Here is a 20,132-nt window from a genome sequence, read left to right on the forward strand (position 1 = left end):
AAGGCTTGACCCCATTTGCACATTTGCGCGAATAGGAGAGGGCCGTCGCGCAAAACGAAAAGGAGCAGCGCAGCCCTGAACGGCCGTTCTGCTCCTTCTATACTCTCTTGATCACGATCTGCTATACCGTGATGACGTCGATGCCGGCTTCCTTGAACAACTTGATCTGCGCTTCCGACGCTTCCGATCCGGTGATGAACGTGTGCACATCCGTCACAGGAGCGACCGTATGCAGCGATACTTTGCCGATCTTCGTGTCGTCCGCGACGACGATCACTTCTTGCGAAGCCAAGATCATGCCTTTCTTGGTCGGGACCAGCTCCGCCTCCGGATGCGTGAGCCCGAACTTCGGGTGAATGGCCGGAATTCCGATGAACGCCTTGTTTACGTGCAGCGACTTCAGAATTTGATCCGTGTACATTCCATTCAGCATGAAGCTGGAATGGTACAGCGTTCCGCCGGTTACGATGACCGTGATGCCGGGCGAATCGCGAAGCTCCGCGGCGACGTTCATGTCATTCGTAATGACGGTTATATTCGAACGGTTCACGAGGTTTTGTGCGATATGCATCGTTGTCGTTCCCGAATCGAGAATGATGTGATCGCCGTCTTCGATCAGCGATGCCGCCTTCTTGCCGATCCGCATTTTCTGATCCAGCTGGTCGCTGACGCGTTCCGTGAAAGAAGGTTCAATGTTGGCGCCCTTGTCGACAATGACGCCGCCGTGCGTCCGGCGCAGTAAGCCTTCCTGCTCGATTTCGGCCAAATCCCTCCGGATGGTCGCCTCGTGCACGTGAAATTCTTTCGCAAGGGCACTGACGGTAGCCACATGTTTTTGCTTGACTAATTCTACGATTCGCAATTTCCGTTCTGCTGCTAGCATCATAATCCCCTCTCGCATGTCGTCCGTTCTTTCATTATAACACATACCGCGATGTATGCTCTCATTTGCTCACTTCTGTTTGTTTCACCGTGACTACATTAATGTAAGACTATTTTATAAACGGCTCTCAGTCAAGTAACACTTTACAAAATATATACTTGACAGTCAAATGGAATACTCTGTAATATGTAAACAAACGCGCGCAAACATACAAGTTCGCGCATGTTTTAAGAAAGATTACTATTATGAAAATAAAAGGGAGCCAGGGGAAATGAGCGCATTTCAAGTGTATTGGCAAGCGCATCGCGGAGGAGGAGCGTACGAAGCTCCGGATAATACGATGGTGGCCAATCGGTATGCTTGGGGCTTGGGGGGAATTCCGGAAGCCGACATCCGGACGACGAAGGACGGCGTCATTGTGTGCTTGCACGACGATACGCCGGCGAGAACAACGACGGCGCCGGACGAAGTAAAAGATCGGTCCATCTCTCAATTTACGTTCGAGGAAGCGCAGTCATGGGATGCCGGGGTCAAATTCGACGAGAAATTCGCCGGCGAGCGGATTCCTTCCGTCGAGGAAATGTTCATCGAAATGCAAGGAAAGCCCGAGCGGCTTGTTTATCTTGATTTGAAGAACGTCGATCTGGAGCAGCTGGGACGTCTTATCGACCAATACGGCGTGAACGAGCAAGTGATTTTCACCCATAACAAGCAGGAAAATTGTGCGCGCATGAAAACGATCGCCCAAGGCGTGAAGAGCATGCTGTGGGTTGGCGGTTCCGCGGAGAAGATCAAAGCGACCTTCAATCAAGTACGCGAATCCGGTTTTCAAGGACTGGATCAGGTGCAGCTGCATTTGAACTCGAAGCAGCCGCATCCGGGCTGGCCATACGATATCGAACCTGAGTTTTTGAAATATGCGCTGGAAGAAGCGGCCGCCGCCGGAATCGATCTCGAAGTGCTGCCTTTCCAGATCGACGAACCGTCCGTGCACGGGCTGCTCGATTTGGGCATTCGTTGGTATGCGACCGACGAACCGGCCAAATTTGTGAAAGGCGTGCAATCCTGGCAAGCCAATCAGCAATCCTAATGAAACATAGGATAAATTGTTATATTTAAATGGAGGGGTTACTTAGAATGAAAAAAAAGAAAGCGATACCAATGCTGCTCGGCTTGTCCATGCTTGGAGCAATCGCGCTTACAGGCTGTGCGGGAGGCGCGAAAGAAGCGGCTTCCGGCGGAAACAAAACGGATGCGCCCAACCCGAACGCTTACAATAACGAGCCGGTGACGCTGACATTTTACTCCCACAACGCCGGCGTTCTGGCCGGTCCCGATTTGGAAGCATTGATCACGAAGCCGATCCAAGCGAAATATCCGAACATAACCCCTCAGCTTGTAACAGGGAAGCTGGATGCGCTCATCGCAGCCGGCGAAGTGCCCGACGTGATCTTGACGAGTAACTACTACTTGCTCGATCTGCTGCAGCTTGGACTGGGCTCCGACCTTAACGAGTTCATCAAGCAAGAGAAGATCGATATGAGCAAATTCGAGCCGGAAACCGTGAACACGATGAAAACCTTTAGCGATAAAGGGGAAATGTTCGGTATTCCTTATGCGATGAACTACGGCGTTATGCTGTTCAACAAGGATATTTTCGACAAGTTCGCCGTTGCGCCTCCGAAGGACAACATGACCTGGCCCCAAGTGATCGATCTGGCGCGCAAGGTGACGAGAATGGACGGAGGCACCCAATACGTCGGGTTGGACCTGCAGAGCCCGAGCATTCTGATCCGTCCATACGGACTCGGCGTCGTCGATGCCAAGCAGGAGAAATCCGTGCTGCAAACCGACGGATTCAAAAAAGTGCTCGGCATCTATGAGCAAAACTATGCCATCCCTGGCAGCGTAGAACCGCAGAAAAAGTACTCATACGGTATCGATTATTTCCTGAAGGACCAAAAAACCGCCATGTTCCCTTACTGGCTCGCCGCAACGACAGCTCGTCTGCCGCAGCTTCAGGAGCCGGGTAAAGGCTTCAACTGGGATCTCGTTTCGTTCCCGTCCTTCGACGATAAGCCGGGCGTTGGCCGTGAAATCGACTTCCACCTGGCGATGGTGACGCCGACAAGCAAGAACAAGAAGGCCGCCTACGCCGCGATCAAGACGATCGTCAGCGAAGAAGCGCAGAAGACGATGAATAAGGGAACACGGATGACGGTACTGAGCGACCCGTCCCTCAAGAAAGACGTAGCGGTAGATACCAAGCTGTACGACGGCAAAAACCTGCAAGGTATTTTCAAGGTTAAGCCGGCAGGCCTGCCGAAGGCGACCAAGTATGACGTGAAGCTGTATCCGTTCCTGAGCGAAGCCGCGAAATCGATGGCATACGACAAAACGGACGTGAATACGGTCTTGAGAACAGCAGACGAGAAAGCGAACAAATATATTCAAGAAAATAAATAACGGCCTGCCTATCAGCCGTTGATAATGAAATCCACAGCTTCTTGCATGCGCAAGAGGCTGTTTGTTTTATGTTCATGCGCGTTATTTGCTTACGAATGCTTGTTTATATGAAAAATCGCTTGACACTTCACGGGGAATGTTTATAATATGAATTAAATCGCGCATAAATAAACTACATACATACACAAATGAGCACATTCTGAATAGTTTATTGCAGCAATGAACTTATCACAAATGAAGGAAGTGGACTTATTCATGATTACGAACAATCCAGTGTCGACGAAATCCAGAGCTTTCCGTTTGGTCAAACCCGGCGAAGTGGTAGAGACGGTGCTCGAGCATCCGATTCCGCAAGATTTCGTTGTAGTGAAGCCGGACTTGGCGAGCATTTGTCACGCCGATATGCGCTATTATATGGGCAACCGGCGTCCCGAGGCGCTTGCGCGCAAACTGCCGATGGCGCTCATTCACGAGGGGATCGGCCATGTCGTCGATAGCAACAATACGAGCTTGAAGGAAGGAACGCGCGTCGTCATCGTGCCGAACATCCCGGGCTACCTGCTGAACGGAACGTCGCCGGACGATTGCTGCCCTTACTGCCGTGGCGTAGCGGGAGCGAATTACTGCACGAATGGGCGATTTTTGTCCAGCGGTTTCGACGGTTTGGCGCAAGATCGGCTCGTTGTCCCCGTATCGTGCGCCATTCCGGTTCCGGACGACGTGCCGGACGAGATCGCCGTGCTGTCCGAGCTGTGCTCGGTATCGCATCAAGCGCTGAGCCGCATTGAAGATCGGCTGAGAGACAGCAATACGCGGGTGGTCGTGTTCGGAGACGGGCCTGTAGGTTACTTGTCGGCGGCTATGCTGCATCACGTGTTCGGACTGGACGCAGACCGGCTGCACGTGTTCGGCGCGATCCCGGAGAAGCTGAACGAATTCCAGTTTGCAACGCGCCATCTCGTGCAGGACTTTGACTTCTCCTCGATCGAAGGCTTCGATGTGGCGGTTGAGTGCACCGGCGGCAAATTCAGCGAAAGCGCGATCAATCAGGCGATCGACCTTATGAACCGCGGCGGCAGCCTCATTCTGATGGGCGTAACGGAGGAGCGCGTACCGATTAATACGCGGGACGTATTGGAGAAAGGACTTACGCTGATCGGCAGCAGCCGGAGCTATTCGGTCGATTACCATCCGGTGCTCAAAGCGATGCGCGATCCGAAATGCCAGGAAACGCTCGGCCGGCTGCTGCCGGATCATTACAAGCAAATTCATGAAGTCAAAGACTTCGTGGCGGCCATGGACGAAGCGGCTGCGCATCGCGATTGGAAGAAGACATACCTCCAGTTTCATTGGTAGAACCGGCTTGTTTGCCGTAAAACGAACGGAAGCGCCGCTTCAAGCGCAAGTCGCTTCACATCGGAGTCTACAGGAGCATGATCGTTTCGGCAGAGCGGCGATGGCAAACCTGAATCATTCATTATCAATAACCCGGCAGCCTAAGGCTGCCGGGTTATTGGCTATGATCGTGCGCATAGCCCTGCATATACGATTTGCGGAATTCGAGCGGCGTCATGCCTTCATACTGTTTAAATACGGAGCAAAAATAGCTCGTGTCGTGGAACCCTACGCTGGCCGCCGTTTCGCCGACCGTCCGCTCATGGTTATCGACGAGCAGCTCCTTAGCTTTCTGCAAGCGCAGCCGGGTTAAATAGATGACCGGGCTCATCTGTACTGTTTGCTTGAAGATGCGGCATAAGTATTGAGGCGATGCACCGATCAACACGGCCAGCCGGTCCAGCGACAAGTCGTCCCGGTAATGCGATTCCATATAAGCGAAGACGGGCTGCAGGCGGCTGTGGGCGGTTGCCTGCGAACGGGCGCGGTCGGGATGCAGACCGTTCTTCAGATCGATCAGGAAGCTGTACAGCTTACCGGAGCTGGTCATGCCGCTGTCGGGTCCGCTCACTTTGGATGACATATAAATGTCGTTCAGCCGCCGGTCAAGCAGCTGCATATTGCTGAGGTGGTAGACGGACGACCGTTCGAGGCCGATTTGCTTCAGCAGCGGAGCGACCCCGTAGCCTTGAAACGCCACCCAATGCGTTTCCCAAGGCGATTCCAGACTGTAATACTCGTGGGCGCTGCCCGGGTATATGAGCACGCCGGTATGCTCGCGGAGCGTATGCACCGATTGCTCGAGATATAGCTTGCCCTTGCCTTTGACGGTGTGGAGCCAAATATAGTACGGGTACCCGCCAAGACGGCGGATCGGCGGCTGGTCTGCCGTGCCGCCGACGCAGTATACGTAGAACGGAAGAAGGACCTCGCCCTGAAGCAGAGGCAATATGAATTTTTTCATCGGATGTACCTCGGTTTCAATTATTTACATCGGTTCATATGTTTCGATTGCCGGCAGACGCTGTGAAGACGTATGCTGGAAGGAAAGACGGCGCTCTATATTCGCCTGCTGCGTATGTTTATACGTTAATATATTGACGTTTATTTCGCAATACGTTCCATGCGCGGCAAGGAAGACGGCGTCGAAGCAAAGGAGTGAGCGGTATGGTCGGACAGGCAGGTTCAACGGAAGCCGTGCTCATCGGTAAACTGGACATTCGCAAGGCGGGACCGCGCTGCAAAATGCTGCTCGGCGATCTTAACGGCGACGGCTGCATGGAAATCGTAATGGTGCAGCCCAGCAACCGGAAGGATGTGCGCTATATTCCGCACCAGGTGCAGTGCGTAACGGCGTTTGGTCTGGATGGCGCGATGCTGTGGCAGAAAGGGGAGCCGGATCCCGATGCAGGCGGGCCGGGCTCGGATTATCCTGCACAAATCTACGATTGGGACGGCGACGACGCGCTCGAAGTGCTGTGCGTGATGGATAGCCGCCTGCTTGTTCTGGACGGGATGACCGGCGAGACGAAGGCCGAATGCGAGCTTCCCGATCCGGAAGCGCATGACTGCATCATCATCGCCAACTTGAGCGGCGGCGAACGGCCGGCGGAACTGATTCTGAAAGACCGTTACCGCCGCATGTGGGCGCTCGATCACGAGTTTCGCCTGTTGTGGAAGCATGAAGGCAACGTAGGGCATTTCCCTTGGGTATACGATTTGGACGGCGACGGCCGGGATGAAGTGATGGCCGGTTATGATCTGCTCGATCACCGGGGAAGGACGTTGTGGAGTTGTCGTGAACTGGACGATCACGCCGACTGCATCTGGGTCGGCGACGTGAACGGCGACGGCGCTCCCGAGCTGGTTATCGGCGGCAGCGTGACAGTGATGTACGACCGGCACGGCCGGGAGCTGTGGCGGTTCGATGGCTCCGTCGAGTCGCAGCACGTAGCGCTCGGCCGGTTCCGCAGCGATCTTCCGGGGCTGCAAATCGCCGGACTGGACCGGATCGTCCGCGGTGACGCGCGTGGAACCCGCAAAGGAAAGGACGCCCTGTTCCTGCTGGATCAGAAGGGGCAGCTGCTGTGGAAAGAAGAGCGCACGACCGACGGCTGGCTGACGATTATCGAAACGGTCCGCGGATGGGATAACGGACCGTTCGATTACATTCTCGCATACCGGCGAGGCGGCGGGCTGCTGCCGGCGCTAGTTGACGGCTTCATGAATGCCGTCGTTACCTTCCCCGAGGATGGTTACGTCGCTCACGGGGATTTGTTCGGCACCGGCCGGGAGCAGGTTGTCATCTACGGCAGCGAATCCGCCTACATATTCGGCAGCGCTGCATACGATTTGACCGCAGCGCCTTCCGGCAAACCGCTTCCCCAGACGAAACGTCTGTACAGCTCCACGCTGTATCCCGGAGGGGAGCTGGCGTAATCTCAAGTTAAGCGAACGCAGCAAAGACTCCGTACAGCCGTACGGAGTCTTTGGCGTATCAACGACCGGCTGGCGGGCGAGGTTCGATGTTCGACACCTGTTCAGGCGATGGCGTTCACATTGAAGAAAACATAACGAACGTATCCGCCCGCCGTACCTGAATTCTGGCGTGTACGGCGAGCGGATACGCGAGCAGGGTCGATCATATGCCGTTCAGCCTGCCGCTATTTCGCATTTTCCCGAATATACTGCGTAATTTGTTCTTCCGCTTCGCGGAGCGCGGTGTTCACGTCCTTTTTGCCGTCCAGGTATTCCGTAAATTTGCCGCTGAAGATGTCTCGGGCTTTCGTGTAGTAGATGGAGAAGGGCGGCGCGCTTGCAGGCGAGCTTTTGAAGATGCTTTTGATGTTTTTGCCTTTCAGCACGGGCATATCCGCGCCGAATTCGTTTTTGAACTTCGGATCCTTAAGTGGGGACACGCGGCCCGTCGAGCGGACGCTGAGCGACTGGACTTCGTCCGAGAACAACACTTCCAGCACCTTCATCGCTTCATCCGGATACTTGGTCGTCTTACTAATCGTCATCACGTGCAGATCGTACATGCCATAGACGTTCGGATTTTCCTTGTAGCTCGGATATTGCGCGATATCCCAGTTGAATTCCGGCACTTGGGCGAGCTTGTCGAACAGGTTGATGACGGCGTACATGGCGACCTGCTTATCCTTCATGAAGGCGTTGTTGGCGTTTGCGCCCTTCGGAGGCTTATTGCCCGGAATGGAATAAATGCGGTTGCCCATCTCGTACAGCTTCTTGTAGGGCTCGCTGTTGACCATCGGCTTGTTCGTCTTGGCATCGACGATGTTGAGCGAGAGCGGGTACATGAGCCGGATAATGCCTTCCGGATCAAGGCCCCGATATTGGACACCGTCCACCTGCCGTGTCAGTTTCTTCGCGAGTTCGATTGCGTCATCCCAAGTCATGCCGTCTTTCGGGTATTCCACCCCGAACCGGTCGAAAATATCTTTATTGTAGTACAAGGCATTCAACTGCAAGTTATAGGGCAGGCCGTATAGCTCGCCTTTATCGGCAATCGCTTTGAGCGTATCCAGCGATTTCGGGTCGAAGCGTCCCAGATCGAATTTATGCTTTTGCGTCAGCGGAGTAATATCCTGGAAGATGTTCAGTTCTTTGAAGGTAGGGATGTGGCCGTTGTAGATCGTGACCAGATCGAGCTGCTCGCCGGAAGCGACCTGCTGCGTCAAGCTGTTGTTTGAGGTCGGAATGATTTCTACCGTAATGTACGGATATTTTTTTTGAAGCGGCTGATTGATCAGTTTGTCGAGGTCATCCTTCGTCATCGACTGATTCGTATACATCTTCAGCGTTACCGGCTGCTTGGGAGCCTCGGCTTCCGCAGCGGGTTGAGAGGAAGGAGGTTGACTGCCGCATCCGGCTGCTGCGACGGAGATTAGCGTTAACACGGTGAATAGAGTAAGTTTTTTCATGGGTCCCGACTCCTTATGTGATTGTATTTCCTTGAAAACAATCCCCTTTCGTGGTCATCGAGAAATTGGACCTTTTCTTCACCTCCCGGACCGTAACGGATCGTTTGAAAAAGCGGCAAATGCAGCGTGTAGAACAAGGTTAAGCGCTTACATTATATTATGTACGCATTTGTCGCCGAAATATATGGACAGATGCAGGATGCATATGGAAATATGTAGTCAGATGAGGGAAAGATTAGGGAGGATGGCCGAAGAGGGAGCGATGAGGGAGGGCGTACCGTTCTGGCGCGCAACCCTCTTGAGAAACAGCGATGAGGACTGCGCGTCATGCGCCGGGCCAGCGGTTACAGCGGTCGTTTCTTGCGTCGTTCTGCGATCTCCTCGGTGACGACCATGGCAAGCTCATCGTTGCCGAAGAGGGATAGAACGCCAAGTACCGTATCATCGGGCACTTCGCCGGCATCCTCCTTCGGGACGGTCAGCTCCATCGCCTGCAGTAGCGCTTCGTTGTCCATCTGCTGCGGATAAGCTCGCTTGTACAGCTCCAGCGGATCAAGGCCGTTGTTGATGCACCACTGTGCGAAGACGAGAATCATCATCTGCTCGTCCCGCTGATAGTTGCGGATAATCAGCTCGTCGAGCTCATTGCGGTTCATTTGAAAAATCTCCTCTCAAGCGATACTATGGATCATTATAACGAAAGTTCAGGTGCCTTCACAATGATCATGAATGAAAAGATTAAAGCGTCCGAGGTCCGGCTTACCGGATTGAACGGCGAAGACCTCGGCATCATGCCGACGAAAGAAGCGCTCGCGCTGGCGAAAAAGCATAAGGTCGATCTTGTTTGCACGACGCTGATGAGCAGTCCGCCGCCATGCCGGCTCATTCGCGCCGGGGAGGCCAAAACGGAAGCGCAGCAAGCGCGCAAACAGGAACGAGCGCCGAAGGTGAAGGAAATTCGGCTGACGCCGCAAATCGAAGATCACGATTACGAGACGAAACGGCAGCAGGCGGAGCGCCTATTAAGCGGCGGCGACGCGGCGCTGCTCGTCGTGCGCATTCAGGGGAAGGAAGGGGAGCGGGCGAAGGCGCTGCTCGAAGCGCTTGTCAAAGATCTTCGCGCGTTCGGGCGTCCGAAAACCGGCATACAGGTGAGCGGCAAGCAAGCGGCGGTTCAGCTCGATCCGCTGTAGTCCGTCGCAGGCGGCTTCTCTCGATCTAAGCAGGCGACAGAAGAGTACGCGCAGAGCAGCATCGGAACGGGCGCTCAAGGGCTGTATTCAACGTGGACAAGGTCCTGGTCAGCTCAGATTCGAGGTCCGCTTCCTGTCTCGGCGGGCGAGTCTGTCCCGGAACGATCCTGCCGTAAGGAAATTTCGTATATACCGCAGCGAATTCTGTGCATGTCATTACCCAAAACGACTCTTTATAATGAAATTGTTGTGGGTTGTACTCCATTCCGCAGTAGACATGCACTTAATTCAGAGGTGAAGAAAAGCATGAGGTTCGAAACGGTACAAACGGATATAACGATTGTCGGCGGCGGACTCTCCGGCGTCTGTGCGGCAGTGGCGGCCGCCCGTCTGGGCCGCACGGTGGCGCTGGTGCAAAACCGCCCCGTGCTCGGCGGCAATTCGAGCAGCGAGGTCCGCGTGTGGGTATGCGGCGCTACGGCGCACGGCACGCACAGATATGCGCGCGAAACAGGCATTATGGGCGAGATGTTCGTGGAAAACCAGTTTCGCAACCCGGACGGCAACCCGTATCTGTGGGATACGGTCGTTCTGGAAACGGTCAGAGCGGAAAGCAATATCCGGTTGTTCTTGAATACGGACGTGCACGAGGTAGAGGCGGAGGGCGGCGAGTCGGACCGCCGGATCGTGTCGGTTACGGGCTGGATGATGGGCTCGGAACGCCGCATCCGCTTCGTCAGCGACATGTTCCTCGATTGCACCGGCGACGGGCTGATCGGTTTTTTGGCCGGAGCGAAGTACCGGCTTGGAAGAGAAGCGAGACATGAATATAACGAAGAATGGGCACCCGAGGCGGCGGATGACATAACGCTCGGCAGCACCGTTCTGTTCTACAGCAAAGACGCCGGGCGTCCGGTCAAGTACGTGCCGCCGAGCTTCGCCAAGGACATTACGCAAACGTCGATTCCGATGAAGCGCGTCATTCGCAGCGGCGATTCCGGCTGCCACTACTGGTGGATCGAATGGGGCGGCGAGCTGGATACGGTGCATGAGAACGAGCGAATTCGCGATGAGTTGTGGTCCGTCATTTACGGCATATGGGATTACATCAAAAATTCCGGCCAATTCGACGCGGACAACATGACGCTGGAGTGGGTCGGCTCGCTTCCGGGCAAACGGGAATACCGCCGGTTTGTCGGCGACTACGTGCTCCATCAGAACGATATTCTCGCGCAGCGCGAGTTCGAGGACCGCGTGGCGTTCGGGGGTTGGTCGATCGACCTGCATCCGCCGCAAGGGATGTATTCCACGGAAAGCGGTTCCAAACATATGCATATGGACGGAAGCTACCATATTCCGTTCCGCAGCCTGTACTCGGCGAACGTCTCGAATCTGCTGTTCGCCGGCCGCAACATTAGCGCGACGCATGTCGCCTTCGGAACGACGCGCGTCATGGCGACGTGCGCCGTCATCGGCGAGGCGGCCGGTACGGGCGCTGCGCTCGCCGTGAAGCATGCCACGACGCCTCGCGGCGTATACCGCGAGCATCTGCTGGAGCTGCAGCAGACGCTGCTGCGCCAAGATGCGTCGGTGCTCGGCATCGCGAATCGGGATGCCGCCGATCTTGCTCGCGCCGCTTCCGTCCGCGCCTCCGGCACACTGAAGCGGCTAGCCGCAGAGCAGCCGGCCGCAGGGCAGACGCATGCGCTGATGAACGATGCCGGCCTGCTGCTGCCCGTCGACCCGGAGCTCACCCGCATCGAGCTGTTGATCGATGCGGCGGAGGAGACGATGCTGGAAGTCGAGCTGTGGAGCACGGGACGGGAGGAAAATTACGTCCCGCATACGTTTGTGACCGGCGGCTCGGCAAAAGTAAGCGCCGGGGAGTGGCAATGGGTGGCCGTGCCGCTCGCCTGGAAGCCGGAGCGGGCGCAAAATGCGTTCGTGATCGTCAAAGCGAACGCGCAGCTGTCGCTGCATCTATCGAGTACGCCTCAGACCGGCGTGCTCGCGTTCGAGCGCGGCGCCGCCGCACGTACCGTGAAGACATTGGAGGATCACCGGAATGAGCAGCCGGTCGTTCTGTGGGGGATGCGAAAGTTTGTGCGCAAGCCGTTCTGCTTCCGGGCGTTTCCCGAGACGGATGCATTCGAACCATCCCATGTGATCGACGGCTACTTGCGCCCATACGGCGGCCCGCATCTGTGGTCTTCGGAGACGCTTCAAGCGGGCGAAGAGGCGTGGGTGGAGCTGGCGTGGGACCGTGCGGTCGCATTCCGCGAAGCGCATATCGTATGTAACGACGACGTGAACGAGGATTTGATCAATCTTCACCATCACCGCACCTCCTTCGAATCCATCCCGGAGCTGATTCGCGACTACCGGTTGGAAGCGTTTGCAGACGACGGCTGGAAGGTACTGTGCCGCGCGACGGACAACCGCAAGCGTAAACGGGTGCACCGCTTCGACTTGCCCGTTGCCGCCTCCAAATTCCGTTTGACGGTCGAGGCGACGAACGGCTGCCCGCGTGCGGAGCTTATCGAAATTCGCTTATACGAATAAACGCTGCCCGCTTCAAGCAACAACAGGTCATCGGGGCTATGCTGCGCCACGGTGACCTGTTGTTGTTGGATGCATGCTTCCTATGAACGGCTCCTGTTGTTCGTCGCATGACCTCTTATTTTGCCTTCTCGGAGCAGGCGACCGGATCGGCTGCCGATGGTGCCGAAGTCTCGGCGGCCGCGGCCGGTTCCGAACACAGCTCGATGAGCTCGATATTTTTGACGCAATATTTGTTGGCTTCATAAATTCGGAATGCATCGATTTCATTAAGCGGCCCGCTAAAAGGTACGCCGTTAATCATAATTTGATATTGTTTCATCTCGCTCTCCTCGTTTCCAAAAGATCGGACGGTTGACAACACATGTCCATTGTATGCGGGTGCTCGACAGATGAGGGGATGGCCGTGCGATTCAACTTCTCCTTGATTCTTATTTACAAGCTTAGCACCTCGTTTGGTCCAATGCAATTCAACCGCTAGCGGATTGCCGAGGCCGACGCGCGGCAATCGGGGCATGTCCTACATCCGGTGTTTCTTGCGGTATTCGTTCGGCGGCATGTGAAAGTGCTTGGCGAATAGACGGCTTAAGTAAAAGCCGTTCTCATAGCCGACGCATTGCGCAATCTGATCGAGCGTCAACAGTGAACCGAGCAGCAGCGAGCGGGCTTTCTCCAGCCGCAGATGCGTCAAATATTCGGTCGGAGTCAGGCCGAAGCAGGACTTGAACCGTTTGGTCAGCTGCGCGGGGCTCACTTCCAGCTCTTCGGCAATGACGCGCAGCTCGAACGATTCGTAAGCGTTGTGCCGTATGCGTTTTTCGGCGAGCTTCATCAGGGTGTCCGGCTTGCGGCCGCGGTGCAAGACCGGCGCGGTCTCGGCGGGCTCCTCCTCCGAGCAGAACGTGTACCACAGATCGCGGACATAATGATTTTTCCGGTTGCTCTGGGCGAGCGCCGTGACGGAAGGAATGCTGCGCAGACAAGCGTAATTGGCCGCCAGCCGCTCCGTGTTTTTGAGCGTCATTTTGCCGCCGGATAGCAGCTTGGACGGATCGGACGAATCGTCCTTCTCGTGCTCCCAAGTAAGCCGGATAAAGTGGAAGCTGACCGGCTCTACGACGACGCGGTACAGCTTCACGCGAGGGGGACACAGCAGCACGTCGCCGAACGTCGCCGTCCCTTTACGGCCTTCAATTTCGTAATAGATGATGCCTTCCTCAATGGCAAGCAGCGCCCAATCGGAATAAATGTCTTCATACATCAAAAACTTTTCCTTGCGTTCCCAATAGGCGTAATACGTAATCGTCGGGACATAATCCGACAGCAAATGCTGCGCCATAACCGGTCTGCCTCCATGGTCGGGTTGTATCGATTAACGCCATTATACCATTAAGCGCTTTCAAGCTACTACCGATATGGCGATCCGAATGGAAATTAAGGATATGCTCCGATCAATTCCAGCCATGTCCTTCCATTCGGACGTTTTTTAGAATAAAGACAGATCCGCTTGACGCGCAGCCAGGACAAGAGCGCGAATGCGCCAAACGGCAGGCTGCCGGCGAATCGAAGCGGGCGTATCACAGGCATTCGCTCTATCGGACGGACGCCAATACCGAATTGCAGGGGGTACCGGGCATGATGAAAATTGGAATATGCGGCGCCGGATCATTCGCCGAGGCATTCATTCCGTTGTTCAAGGCGCATCCGCTCGTCAGCGAAGCGGTGCTTGCGGATTTGCTGCCGGACCGGCTGGAGCAGGTCGCCGCCAAATACGGAATTGCGAGAACATGCAAGTCCCACGATGAACTATGCGCAAGCGATGTGGACGCCATCGCCATCTTCGCGCAGCGCCATCTGCACGGCCCGCTCTCGGTCCAGGCGCTCCGCGCGGGCAAACACGTCTACTGCGCCGTGCCGATCGCCTCGACCGCGGATGAGATCGCCGAAGTCGTGAAGGCCGTAGAGGAGACGCGCCTCGTATACATGAACGGGGAGACGTGCTACTACTACCCGCACACGATCTATTGCCGCGACCGGTTCCGCAAGGGCGACTTCGGACATTTTGTCTACGGCGAGGCCGCCTATTTGCATGACATGTCGCATGGCTTTTACCAGGCGTTCCAGCACTCCGGCGGGACGGATTGGAAGAAGGTGGCGGGCTTTCCGCCGATGTTTTATCCGACGCATTCGACGAGCATGATCATTTCCGTCACTGGCGCACGCATAACGCAGGTCAGCTGCCTGGGCTATCGCGATCGTCATGAAGACGGCATTTTCACCGAAGGCGGCAATTTATGGAATAATCCGTACAGCAACGAGACGGCGCTCATGCGCACTTCCGACGGCGGCATGGTCCGGATCAACGAGTTCCGCCGAGTCGGCTGGTGGGGACGTTCGAGCAGCAATCCGGTCAGCATCTTCGGGACGTTAGGCTGCTTCGAAGAAAGCAGCGGCGGACAATATTGGACGGAGCTGGCGCATAACAAAATCGTCGACTTGTCGGAGCTGCTGCATTGCGCGAGAAACCATGTGCCCAAAAGCGACGCGCATCTTCATGAAGTGCTGCAAAAAGACTTCAACAGCCTGTTCTCGCCGATCCATCCGGTTCACCGACTGCCGGAGCAATTCAAGGGACTTCGCAACGGGCATCTCGGCTCGCACCAATTTCTCGTCGATGATTTCGTCAAGGCGGTATTTACCGGGAAGCTGCCTCCGGTCCATGTGTGGGAAGCGGCCAAATATTGCGCGCCCGGCTTGATTGCGCATGAATCCGCGCTTCAAGGCGGCGTTATGATGGATATACCTGACTTCGGGGAGGCCCCGGTCGATTGGGAGCTGTTGGACCCCGATCAGCCGGTCGGGTAAAAAGGAGGGAGTGACGTATGTTTACTTACAGCGCGACGCAATGGATATTCGGCGACGAGCCGCTGGAGCGGACGCTGGCCCGATTGGCGAACGAAGGCTACGACGGCATTGAGCTGACCGGGGAACCGGATCGGCTCGATGTGCCGAACGTAAAGCGCTTGCTTGGCGAATACGGCCTCAGCTGCACATCCGTCTGCGGCATCTACACGGCGGAGCGGGATTTGAGCAGCTCCGAGGGGCGGAAGCGGGAGCAAGGCTTGGCCTACGTGAAGGCTTGCATCGATCTGGCGTCCGCGGTCGGGGCGTCGCACGTGATCGCCGTGCCGTCGCCGGTCGGCAAGCTGGCGCCGGAATCGACGCGGGAAGCGGAGTGGAGCCATGCCGTCGTCAGTCTTCGGGAGGCCGGAGCATACGCTTCGCAGCGCGGCGTGCGCGTGGCCGTGGAGGCGCTGAACCGCTACGAGACGCATCTGGTCAACAAGCTGGGCGACGCGGTCCGGCTTGTGGAGGAGGTCGGCCATCCCCACGTGAAGCTGATGGCGGACTGGTTCCATATGAACATGGAGGAGAGGAGCATCCGCCTCAGCTTATTGGGCGCGGCCAAGCATCTCATTCATGTGCATCTCGCAGACAATACCCGCGAGGCGGCGGGCAAAGGACAGAACGACTGGCTCGCGGCGATGCGAACGCTGCTGGATATCGGCTACCGCGGGCCGCTGACGATGGAGTTTATGCCGACGGCTGCAAACCCGTACGCGGTATCGCAGTTCCGCCCGGATGAAGCGGAGGTTGCCGCCGATGCGCGGCTTGCGCTTGATACGATCCGGCGTGCGGTTCAGCAGGCTACCGCACAAGCGGATCAACCGGCGGGCTGACGGGAGTCGGCCGCGGGAGCGGACGGCGGCTTGCCGCTCCGTCCGCTTACAGCGAGCCTTTCCGACAATGAGGCGGGCATTGCCCGGCTTCCCTCCGGAAAGGCTCGCTTTGCTGTTCAGTTTTTGATTTTGCCCGAATTGTTCAGCTTCACGTCGACGCGAACGTCGGCGAGCGAGTCTGGCTTCAGCACGACCCCGTTGCGCTCTTGGAGCATTTTCCATTCGCGGTTTTTTTTCCGGTACAGCGTATGCTCCAATTGAAGCAGATCGGATTTACTTTTCAATCCTTCCTTATACGTCTGCACAATTTCCGAGCGCACCCGTTCGATGGCTTCCTGTTCGATCTCATGTTCAGGAATGGAGATGTTGTTATCGAGGATCTGACCTTCGAGCTTGACGTCCACCTCAAAGGATACAGCATCGCTGCTTGTATTAACGTTAATCTTCACTTTGGGCGACTCCAGCGCGATGCCGACCTGAGCATTGTTCTTCGATTGAATGACCAGCGGCGCCCGGCTTGTGCGGGGATCTACCCAGCGAAGCCCGTCGATTCTGTCCTTATCGATCCACCCCTTGAAGGTTTGCCTTTGCAGTACATACATGTCGTTTATTTGCAGCACCGCATGCTCTTTTTTATCCCGCATCCAATATTGGTCGTTTATGGTGAGCGAAGGCAGTTGCGTCGTTTTGCACGGTTCTCTGTAGCTGGCGTAAAACTCCCGCATACTGATCGGAGCGATCACCGAATTTTGCTTGTAGCTTTCCCGCGGCTGATGCAGCAGCGTAACGAGCGGCGAAAGATTAAAAAAAGCGGAGATTGAAAACAACTGGTCGATGGGCAAGGATGTGCCGAATACCCAAGGAGTGTAGCGAATTTCAAAGTTACGGCGCAGCAATTCTTCGTAATCTTCGATTCCTTCTTTTAACAGTCTTTCGCTCAGCACGACCGCGTTGACCTGACCGTAAAAAATGCGAAGCTGCGACGATTGGTATAAATCGTCGAGCGCGTGGATCGGATTGTCGCCGGAGCCTTTCCCGACCCATGCGGGCACCGGTGCGGTCGGCTTGCTCGATTCCATCTTGGCGACCGAAGAAAAGTCAAGCAGCTGTACATACACATCATACGTTCCATTGGCGTAATCGACGCCGATGGCTGCTACGTAATTGATATCCTGCACATGCTTGATGTCCCAGCATCCTGTCGTCATTACCGGCACGAGTAGCAAGGCGATTGCGGTTTTAAATAGCCGGAGCATTACCGGTCCCCATCCTTCCGGGTAGAATCGATTGCTTGCAAAATGTCCGCCCGCCTTTTTTTCAAATACCACGGCTTGCGTAAGATAGCGGAGAAAAAATCCCGCCAGTTCACAGGCGATATAGGCGACAGGTACGGTACGCCAAAGGACTGGAGCTTGGATAAATACAAAATGACGCCGATGGTCGACAGCATGAAGCCGTACATGCCAAGTATGGAAGCGCAGAGCAGGACAAACAGCCAGATAATGCTGACGGATCCGACCAGTGATTGATTGACCAGCGTAAAGCTGGCGACGGCGGTTACAGCCGAAATGACCAGAAACGTCGTTGAAGCGAGCCCGGCCCGTATGGCGGCGTCGCCGACGATAATGCCCCCGACCACCGCTACCGTTGTCCCTACCGCCTTGGGCAGCCGCTCGCCGGCCTCCCGGAACAGCTCAAACATGCCGAGCATAATAAAAGCTTCCAGCGGCGACGGCAGGGGCAGTCCTACTCTGGATACCGCAATCGTGGCGAGCAGCGGATAAGGGAGCTGTTCCACATTGTAGGAGGCCAGTGCCGCCCAAAATCCCGGGAGAAGCAGCGATATAATGAGTCCCGCAAACCGGAACAGCAGTCCGAAGGTACTGATATAAAAAGGCAAATAAGCGTCCTCCGGCGACCGCAGCAGGAGCGTCAAATTGGCCGGGCCGATGATCGCGATCGGCGCTCCGTCGACGATCACGGCAAATCGGCCGCGAACGAGCGAGTCGACAACGTAATCGGGACGGGTCGTGTAGTCCAGCAGCGGAAACATGGACAGTGAGTAGTCCGATAAGATTTCCTCCAGCTGGCTGCTGCTGTACAAGATGTCGATATCGATATCCTGCAGTCTTTTTCTGGCTTCGTCGACAAAGCGAGGCTGCGTAATGTCCGCCATATACAGCAGGGCTACCTTGCTGCGGCTTCGTTTGCCGATAATGAATTGCTCATAGCAAAGGGAAGAGCAGCGCAGCCGTTTGCGAACGAGCGCTACATTGCTCAGCACATCTTCAACAAATCCGTCACGCGGTCCCTTGATCGAAATTTCGGTGTTCGATTCTTCCGGCTGACGTCTGGGCGGATCGGCCACATCGAGGGAATACACTTCATTCAGCGATTCGAAATAAAGAACGAGCTGCCCCGAAAATACCGCTTGCACGATGTCCATCGGCTTGGCGAGCTGCTCCACATTCAGCTTGTGCTGCAGAGCAAAGCCCAGCGATTCCTCGCCGATGATCCGCTCCAGAAGCGGAAGCACGAACAAATTGATTTGTTTGGTTTCCGCCATTCCTTCGCAATACAACATATATAACGGTACCGGACGATCCGAAGGGCCCAGAACATATTGTTCCATTTTGAAATCCGCCGACGCGCGAAATAAATGCCGAATGCCGTCGGGAGTCCAGCGGTGACCGGCCGGCAAGGAAGCAGGAGAGTCGGTCGGCGGGCCGGTGTCCGCAGTAGTGCGGTCCTGGTCCCGGTCCAGGTCTTTGTTTTGGCGGAAAAACCATTGCTTTAGCCGAGTAAAATTCATGCTTTCTCACCTTTGGATCGATTTGTAAGGAGAACCGTTATAAACATGAAGAGCAGCACGGCCGTGACGGCAGACAAGGAGCCGGGCAAATAAACGCCCTTCAAAAACTGCAAATACTGCATATCGCTGATCGGCAGTGCAACGGCAATGGCGCTCAATGACGACAGCGACAGCAAAATATATATTTTGCGCTTGTGGTTCGTTCCCGCAGCGAGCAGCTCCAGCATGAGGTACAACGTGATGGCGATCCGGACGAAAGCGCCCGACAGCCATTGGTAAATCGATAAAAAATCGACATGCTGAATATATTTGCCTACCCGGACCAGACGCCATTCTTCGAAAGCGGGATAGCGGAGCGATGCCGCTTCATAAGGTCCGAACTCCGCAATGGCGCCTGTCGCCGGTCCCAGTACCAGCATGAGGAGAAAAAGCACCAGCGTCCACAGCGACCAGAGCCGCACCCTGCAATTCAGATGCTGCTGGAACAGCAGCAGCAGGATCAGTTCGGCCAGTCCGCCGCCTACGTACACGCTTCCGCGCCATACAGGCGCCATTCCTTGCTCCAGCATGGGCGTCAGCAGTGAATAATCTTTGACCGGAAGGTTGGTGGTCATCACGAATTCCCCGAAGATAAGGACAAAGGGCAGCAAAAATCCGGATGTAATCGCAATGGCCTGCAGTCCGTAGCTTGCCCCGAAGAAGCAGAGCAGCAGCAATGAAACGGACAGTACGAACTGCGGAGTGCGGGGCAAATAGGTGACGTGCGTCCACATGACCGTATCTTTTAACGTCAGCACATGGATGAAAAAAAGATACAGAAGAAAAAACAATCGCAGCGACATGCCTGCGATCGGTCCGTATCGCTGATGGAACCAGGTAAGGAGCGGCTGTTGATTGGTGCGCTTCATGATGTAATGCAGCATGAATGTCCACAGAAAAAATGGGGCGACCATCAACAGCACGCTAATCCAGGCGTCCCGGTGGGCTTCTGAAATCAACGGAGGGATCACCATGACATGATTCATTAATCCGATCGCAAGAATAAGGATGGAAAATAAGGGGATGAAGCCGATGGTGCCTTGTCGATGATTCACGGACGTCCCTGCCTTATGCCATTTTTCGTTCATGTTATTGTTTACC

Annotated in this window: 17 protein-coding genes; 8 read left to right on the forward strand and 9 right to left on the reverse strand. The window is 55.6% G+C overall.

The features are described from left to right. Positions 1–121 precede the first annotated feature (121 nt). A complete protein-coding gene (locus tag KXG62_RS11765) occupies positions 122–883 on the reverse strand; it encodes a DeoR/GlpR family DNA-binding transcription regulator (RefSeq protein WP_218092219.1) in 762 nt (253 codons plus the stop codon). Positions 884–1,154: 271 nt separating this feature from the next. Between KXG62_RS11765 and KXG62_RS11770 the strand changes: the two genes are divergently transcribed. The 3 genes from KXG62_RS11770 to KXG62_RS11780 all read left to right on the forward strand — a co-directional run bounded on the left by KXG62_RS11770 (position 1,155) and on the right by KXG62_RS11780 (position 4,705). After that, positions 1,155–1,973 carry a glycerophosphodiester phosphodiesterase gene (locus KXG62_RS11770; protein ID WP_218092155.1) on the forward strand — a complete coding sequence of 273 codons (819 nt, stop codon included), beginning with the start codon at positions 1,155–1,157 and terminating at the stop codon, positions 1,971–1,973. 47 nt (positions 1,974–2,020) lie between these two features. Beyond that, entirely contained in the window at positions 2,021–3,349 is a 1,329-nt protein-coding gene (locus KXG62_RS11775) for an ABC transporter substrate-binding protein (RefSeq protein WP_218092156.1), read from the forward strand. A 255-nt stretch (positions 3,350–3,604) separates the two neighbouring features. Beyond that, the gene (locus tag KXG62_RS11780) at positions 3,605–4,705 is read left to right on the forward strand and encodes an alcohol dehydrogenase catalytic domain-containing protein (RefSeq protein ID WP_246627402.1); all 1,101 of its coding nucleotides are present in this window, start codon (positions 3,605–3,607) and stop codon (positions 4,703–4,705) included. Positions 4,706–4,859: 154 nt separating this feature from the next. Here KXG62_RS11780 and KXG62_RS11785 read toward each other — a convergent pair whose 3' ends face one another. Beyond that, positions 4,860–5,708, reverse strand: coding sequence for an AraC family transcriptional regulator (locus KXG62_RS11785; protein WP_218092157.1), 849 nt, complete (start codon positions 5,706–5,708; stop codon positions 4,860–4,862). Positions 5,709–5,911: 203 nt separating this feature from the next. On the opposite strand from KXG62_RS11785, the gene KXG62_RS11790 reads away from it, so the two are divergent. Then, positions 5,912–7,183, forward strand: coding sequence for a hypothetical protein (locus tag KXG62_RS11790; protein WP_218092158.1), 1,272 nt, complete (start codon positions 5,912–5,914; stop codon positions 7,181–7,183). Positions 7,184–7,407: 224 nt separating this feature from the next. Here the strand turns inward: KXG62_RS11790 and KXG62_RS11795 are convergent, their stop codons facing one another. Both KXG62_RS11795 and KXG62_RS11800 read right to left on the reverse strand, forming a co-directional pair. Further along, complete coding sequence (locus KXG62_RS11795; RefSeq protein WP_218092159.1) at positions 7,408–8,688, reverse strand: ABC transporter substrate-binding protein; 1,281 nt, start codon at positions 8,686–8,688, stop codon at positions 7,408–7,410. A 344-nt stretch (positions 8,689–9,032) separates the two neighbouring features. Then, on the reverse strand, positions 9,033–9,344 hold the full coding sequence (locus KXG62_RS11800) for a hypothetical protein (protein ID WP_218092160.1): 312 nt from the start codon (positions 9,342–9,344) through the stop codon (positions 9,033–9,035). Positions 9,345–9,407: 63 nt separating this feature from the next. On the opposite strand from KXG62_RS11800, the gene infC reads away from it, so the two are divergent. Then, positions 9,408–9,881, forward strand: a complete 474-nt coding sequence (gene infC / locus KXG62_RS11805) for a translation initiation factor IF-3 (protein ID WP_218092161.1) — start codon at positions 9,408–9,410, stop codon at positions 9,879–9,881. A 306-nt stretch (positions 9,882–10,187) separates the two neighbouring features. Next, positions 10,188–12,443, forward strand: a complete 2,256-nt coding sequence (locus KXG62_RS11810) for an FAD-dependent oxidoreductase (protein WP_218092162.1) — start codon at positions 10,188–10,190, stop codon at positions 12,441–12,443. 115 nt (positions 12,444–12,558) lie between these two features. On the opposite strand, the gene KXG62_RS11815 is transcribed toward KXG62_RS11810, so the two are convergent. Together KXG62_RS11815 and KXG62_RS11820 are read right to left on the reverse strand one after the other, a co-directional pair. Next, the gene (locus KXG62_RS11815) at positions 12,559–12,762 is read right to left on the reverse strand and encodes a hypothetical protein (protein WP_218092163.1); all 204 of its coding nucleotides are present in this window, start codon (positions 12,760–12,762) and stop codon (positions 12,559–12,561) included. Positions 12,763–12,960: 198 nt separating this feature from the next. Further along, complete coding sequence (locus KXG62_RS11820) at positions 12,961–13,779, reverse strand: helix-turn-helix domain-containing protein (RefSeq protein WP_218092164.1); 819 nt, start codon at positions 13,777–13,779, stop codon at positions 12,961–12,963. A 296-nt stretch (positions 13,780–14,075) separates the two neighbouring features. Between KXG62_RS11820 and KXG62_RS11825 the strand changes: the two genes are divergently transcribed. Together KXG62_RS11825 and KXG62_RS11830 are read left to right on the forward strand one after the other, a co-directional pair. After that, positions 14,076–15,305: a Gfo/Idh/MocA family protein gene (locus KXG62_RS11825; protein ID WP_218092165.1), complete on the forward strand. Its 1,230-nt coding sequence runs from the start codon at positions 14,076–14,078 to the stop codon at positions 15,303–15,305. Between the two features lie 17 nt (positions 15,306–15,322). After that, positions 15,323–16,180, forward strand: coding sequence for a sugar phosphate isomerase/epimerase family protein (locus KXG62_RS11830; protein ID WP_218092166.1), 858 nt, complete (start codon positions 15,323–15,325; stop codon positions 16,178–16,180). 116 nt (positions 16,181–16,296) lie between these two features. On the opposite strand, the gene KXG62_RS11835 is transcribed toward KXG62_RS11830, so the two are convergent. From KXG62_RS11835 to KXG62_RS11845, 3 genes are read right to left on the reverse strand one after another with little or no spacing between them, the layout of a single operon-like run. Further along, positions 16,297–17,436, reverse strand: coding sequence for a Ger(x)C family spore germination protein (locus KXG62_RS11835; RefSeq protein ID WP_218092167.1), 1,140 nt, complete (start codon positions 17,434–17,436; stop codon positions 16,297–16,299). Then, on the reverse strand, positions 17,436–18,992 hold the full coding sequence (locus KXG62_RS11840) for a spore germination protein (protein WP_218092168.1): 1,557 nt from the start codon (positions 18,990–18,992) through the stop codon (positions 17,436–17,438). Before KXG62_RS11840 ends, KXG62_RS11835 begins: the two co-directional genes overlap by 1 nt. After that, positions 18,989–20,086 carry an endospore germination permease gene (locus KXG62_RS11845; RefSeq protein WP_218092169.1) on the reverse strand — a complete coding sequence of 366 codons (1,098 nt, stop codon included), beginning with the start codon at positions 20,084–20,086 and terminating at the stop codon, positions 18,989–18,991. The genes KXG62_RS11840 and KXG62_RS11845 overlap by 4 nt, the downstream gene beginning before the upstream one ends. Between the last annotated feature and the right edge of the window lie 46 nt (positions 20,087–20,132).

It is taken from the genome of Paenibacillus solanacearum (assembly GCF_910593845.1).
Lineage (GTDB): Bacteria > Bacillota > Bacilli > Paenibacillales > NBRC-103111 > Paenibacillus_G > Paenibacillus_G solanacearum.